Source organism: Oscillibacter sp. UBA6647 (assembly GCA_002455655.1).
Taxonomy (GTDB): Bacteria; Bacillota; Clostridia; order Oscillospirales; family Oscillospiraceae; genus Oscillibacter.
On the sequence record DKLF01000138.1, the window covers coordinates 1,236 to 5,323 of the forward strand.

6 protein-coding genes are annotated in these 4,088 nt (G+C 54.4%); 5 read left to right on the forward strand and 1 reads right to left on the reverse strand.

All coding sequences use genetic code 11. From position 1 onward, the window contains the following. Positions 1–394: 394 nt before the first annotated feature. Genes infC through rplT form a run of 3 tightly spaced genes read left to right on the forward strand, consistent with a single transcriptional unit; the run spans position 395 to position 1,530 of the window. Positions 395–907, forward strand: coding sequence for a translation initiation factor IF-3 (infC, locus tag B2W96_RS10270; protein WP_293010199.1), 513 nt, complete (start codon positions 395–397; stop codon positions 905–907). A 37-nt stretch (positions 908–944) separates the two neighbouring features. Next, a complete protein-coding gene (rpmI, locus tag B2W96_RS10275; RefSeq protein WP_293010200.1) occupies positions 945–1,142 on the forward strand; it encodes a 50S ribosomal protein L35 in 198 nt (65 codons plus the stop codon). A 34-nt stretch (positions 1,143–1,176) separates the two neighbouring features. Further along, a complete protein-coding gene (rplT, locus tag B2W96_RS10280) occupies positions 1,177–1,530 on the forward strand; it encodes a 50S ribosomal protein L20 (protein WP_293010201.1) in 354 nt (117 codons plus the stop codon). Between the two features lie 178 nt (positions 1,531–1,708). Here rplT and trmB read toward each other — a convergent pair whose 3' ends face one another. Further along, positions 1,709–2,413 (reverse strand): tRNA (guanosine(46)-N7)-methyltransferase TrmB, encoded by a 705-nt coding sequence (gene trmB, locus B2W96_RS10285; protein ID WP_293010202.1) that lies wholly within the window; start codon positions 2,411–2,413, stop codon positions 1,709–1,711. A 393-nt stretch (positions 2,414–2,806) separates the two neighbouring features. Here trmB and B2W96_RS10290 point away from each other — a divergent pair, with 393 nt between their 5' ends. Both B2W96_RS10290 and B2W96_RS10295 read left to right on the forward strand, forming a co-directional pair. After that, positions 2,807–3,586, forward strand: coding sequence for an enoyl-CoA hydratase-related protein (locus B2W96_RS10290; protein ID WP_293010203.1), 780 nt, complete (start codon positions 2,807–2,809; stop codon positions 3,584–3,586). A 58-nt stretch (positions 3,587–3,644) separates the two neighbouring features. Further along, the coding region (locus B2W96_RS10295) for a 3-hydroxyacyl-CoA dehydrogenase family protein (RefSeq protein ID WP_293010204.1) at positions 3,645–4,088 on the forward strand (444 nt) is incomplete at its 3' end.

The following is a 4,088-nucleotide window of genomic DNA, read 5'->3' on the forward strand; positions in this document are numbered from 1 at the left end:
CTGCTGCTGATTCTGCTGGTTGTTCTCACGGTTCTGTGCCATACTGCACACCTCCCTTCGGTTCGCTGAGTACGAGAAATAGTCTCCCGCGTTCGCTCGAATTTATGTATGCATACTGCCACAGTAAATGAAATTTAAAAAAAACACATTGGTGCTTGACAAAAGAGGCAGATACTGATAAAATAACAAGGCAAAATAAAGTGAGCCGGGTGCATCCGCTCCACCTCCCGCCATTGGCAAAGAGGTCAACACCGTACTCAGGCCGCCAACGGCGGTTTGTTGACAGGCGCGTTCCGCACTGAGGGATTGGCGCTTGTTCGGAGAGTTACGCGGATGCCCATCGGGCGCCCGCGTTTTTTTGCGATTTTTGAATGGAGGTGCTTGGACTATTAGCATGGTAGAGCATGAACTGAACGAGGCGATCCGGGACAGGGAGATCCGTTTGATCGGAGCCGACGGCGAGCAGCTTGGCCTTATGCCTTCCGCCGATGCGCAGAAGATCGCCGACGAACAGGGCCTGGACCTGGTGAAGATTTCACCCCAGGCCAAGCCGCCCGTGTGCAAGCTGATGAACTATGGAAAATTCCGGTTTGAACAGAGCAAGCGGGAAAAGGAAGCCCGGAAGAATCAGCACGTGGTGGAGATCAAGGAAATTCGCATGTCTCCCGGTATCGACATCGGGGATTTCAACACCAAGCTGAAAAATGCCCAGAAGTTCATTGACGAGGGAAACCGCGTCAAAGTATCGGTCCGTTTCCGCGGACGCGAGATGGCCCACACCGATATTGGCAGAGCCTTGCTGGCCCGGTTTGCCGAGCAGTGCGCCGAGACCGCCGCATTGGACAAGACCGCCAAGCTGGAGGGTAGGATGATGTCCATCTTCCTCTCTCCCAAAACTGGTAAATAAACAGATTCTGTCAAACACACGGAAGGAGATTTCAATTATGCCGAAGCTGAAAACCCACAGTGGCGCGAAGAAGAGATTCAACCTGAGCAAGAGCGGGAAGGTTAAGCGCGCCCATGCGTTCAAGAGCCATATCCTCACCAAGAAGAGCACCAAGCGCACCCGCCGCCTCCGCGCCGGTACCTATGCGGACCAGACCAATGTGGATGCGATCCGCAAGATGATTCCCTACAAATAAGATACTGAACGGTTAGAATAGGAGGCAATTTGAAATGGCAAGAGTAAAAGGCGCGCTGATGACGCGCAAGAGAAGAAATAAGATCATGAAGCTGGCCAAGGGCTATTGGGGCGACAAGTCCAAGCACTTCAGAATCGCTAATGAGGCGGTCATGAAGTCCCTGAGCTACGCTTACACCGGCCGCCGCCTGAAAAAGCGCGACTTCCGTCAGCTTTGGATCACCCGTATTTCCGCGGCCTGCAAGCTCAACGGCATGAACTATTCCACTTTTATGCACGGGCTGAAGACCGCCGGCGTGACCATCAACCGCAAGATGCTGGCTGAGATGGCTGTCAACAACGCCGCTGCTTTCACGCAGTTGACCGAAATGGCGAAAAAGACAGCGTAAAAGCATAGTTTACCCATAAAAGCACGGAGACGGACATCCATTCGGATGTCCGTCTTTTTTCCTGGCTCCTGCTGTCGTTTCTTTCTTGGAGATCCTTTTCCAATTTAAAAATTAGCGTAAAAAGAAGCGGCGGCTTTTCCCAAAAGCGGGAAAAGCCGCTGTTTTCTTACTTTTCGCCTTAAAGAGGGTTGCCGTCCTCCGGCGTCCCGTCTTCCTGCGTTTCCTCCTCCAAAGAGGGTTCCGGTTCTGTCCATTCCGCCATGGTGGCAACCAGCCGGTTAATGGGCGTTCCCAGTCCGTGGAATTTCTCTTCATAATCCGTCATCACGCCCACGGGACCGTTTTCGTGGAGATTCCGGGTCACCTCCGACAGCGTGAAGCCAAATTGGGGAAACTCCTCCACGGAAAACTCAAACAGAGGGGCGTTGTCGGTTTTGAAGTGGACCTGCCCGTCCTCCCGCAAAACCTGACGGTACAGTTTGAGAAAATTCCCGTGGGTCAGGCGGCGCTTGGCGTGCCGGTTGGAAGGCCACGGGTCGCAGAAATTAACATAGATGCGGCTCACCTCGCCGGGCTCAAAAAAGGAGGGAAGCTGGTCGGCGTTTGCATCTACAAAGAAGACATTTTCAAGGCCCTCCGTCTGGCACCGCTCCATGGCGACCACCATAGCGTCCGGCACCACCTCCACTGCGACAAACAGCACGTCCGGCTCTGCGGCGGCGGTCTGGGCGGTGAACCGCCCCTTGCCGCAGCCCAGTTCCACCCGCAACTCCCGCGCGTCCGGCTTCAGCGTCCGCCACTGTCCGCGCATGGAATAGGGGTCCGAAATCAGCAGCGCAGCGCACCGCTCCATGCGGGGGACCAAATTTTTTTTCTTTCTCATTCGCATAAGGATACATCCTCCCAGTTGTAAAAGCAGTTGGCGACCCGTGCTTGTCCTGCCGCCGCACCGCTGCAAAATTGCTCGTAAAAAATAGATTCCGGGCTATTATAGCATGCTTTTTTTCCCTTGTAAATGCGGGAAACTGGGGGAAATCCGGTCCTGTAAAAAAGACGCGCTTCCTGCATCTGTTAACTGCTTAACACAATCGCATAAAATTGCGTAACGAATTTGTATGAAATGTAAAAAAGCAAGAATTGTTAGATTTCTTCCACGATTGGGGGTTGCTAATTGGGGCGGGAGAAACTATAATGAACATTGTGAGTATTTTAGCAAAGTCCATGTTTCCAAAAGGCAGGGGCCTTTGACCTTTGACAAGTATTGGAGGAGGAAGATATGGCGTTTGTAAAATTGGAGGAGAAAGCCGGAGGAGTGGCGGTTCTGACCATTAACCGTCCCGAGGCGCTGAACGCACTGAATGGAGAAGTAATTTCCCAGTTAAACGAGGCGCTGGATCGAATCGACCCGGCGTCTGTCCGCTGTCTGATTGTCACCGGAGCGGGACAGAAGGCCTTTGTGGCAGGGGCGGACATCGCGCAGATGCGCGATCTGACAAAAGCGGAGGGCGAGGCTTTCGGCAAGCAGGGAAACGACGTGTTCCGCAAGCTGGAAACCCTTGCCGTGCCCACTGTGGCCGCGGTAAACGGCTTTGCCTTGGGCGGTGGCTGCGAACTGGCCATGAGCTGCGACATCCGCCTGTGCGCGGACACGGCGGTGTTCGGCCAGCCGGAGGTGGGGCTTGGCATTACGCCAGGCTTCGGCGGCACCCAACGTATGGCCCGACTGATCGGCCCCGGAAAAGCGAAGGAGCTGCTCTATACGGCCCGCAACATCAAGGCGCCGGAGGCGCTGAGCGTGGGTCTGGTGCAGGCCGTTTACCCCGCTGAAGCGCTGATGGCGGAGGCAGAAAAGCTTGCCGGGCGCATTGCCGGAAACGCCCCTGTTGCCGTTCGGGCCTGTAAGAAGGCCGTGAACGACGGACTTGAGGTGGATATGGACGAGGCGCTGCTTGTGGAAGAAAAGCTGTTTGGCTCTTGTTTTGAGACGGCGGACCAGAAAAACGCTATGGCCGCCTTTGTGGAAAAGCGCAAGCCCGACCCGTTTATAAATGGCTGACGTATTGGCCTTTATGAAATAAATCCCATCAACATGTGAAAATAATAGGAGGATTTACATGAAAGTTGCAGTATTTGGCGCAGGCACAATGGGCAGCGGAATTGCTCAGGTTTTCGCAGCAAAGGGCCACACTGCCCTGATGTACGCAAGTTCCGTCGCTTCCGCCCAGAAGCACAAGGATAAGCTGGCGGCGTCCCTGAAAAAGCGCGTTGAGAAGGGCAAGATGGCGCAGGAGGCAATGGACGCGTTGCTTGCAAACGTGCTGGTGGAAGAAAAGTCCGCCTGTGCGGACGCAGACCTGATCATCGAGTGCGTCAAGGAAGACATGGCCACTAAGAAGGAGCTTTTGAACGAGCTGGACGCCATGTGCAAGCCCGAGACGATCTTCGCATCCAATACTTCTTCTCTGTCCATCACCGAAATGGGCAACGGACTGAAGCATCCCGTCATCGGCATGCACTTCTTCAATCCCGTCCCCAGCATGAAGCTGGTGGAGATCATC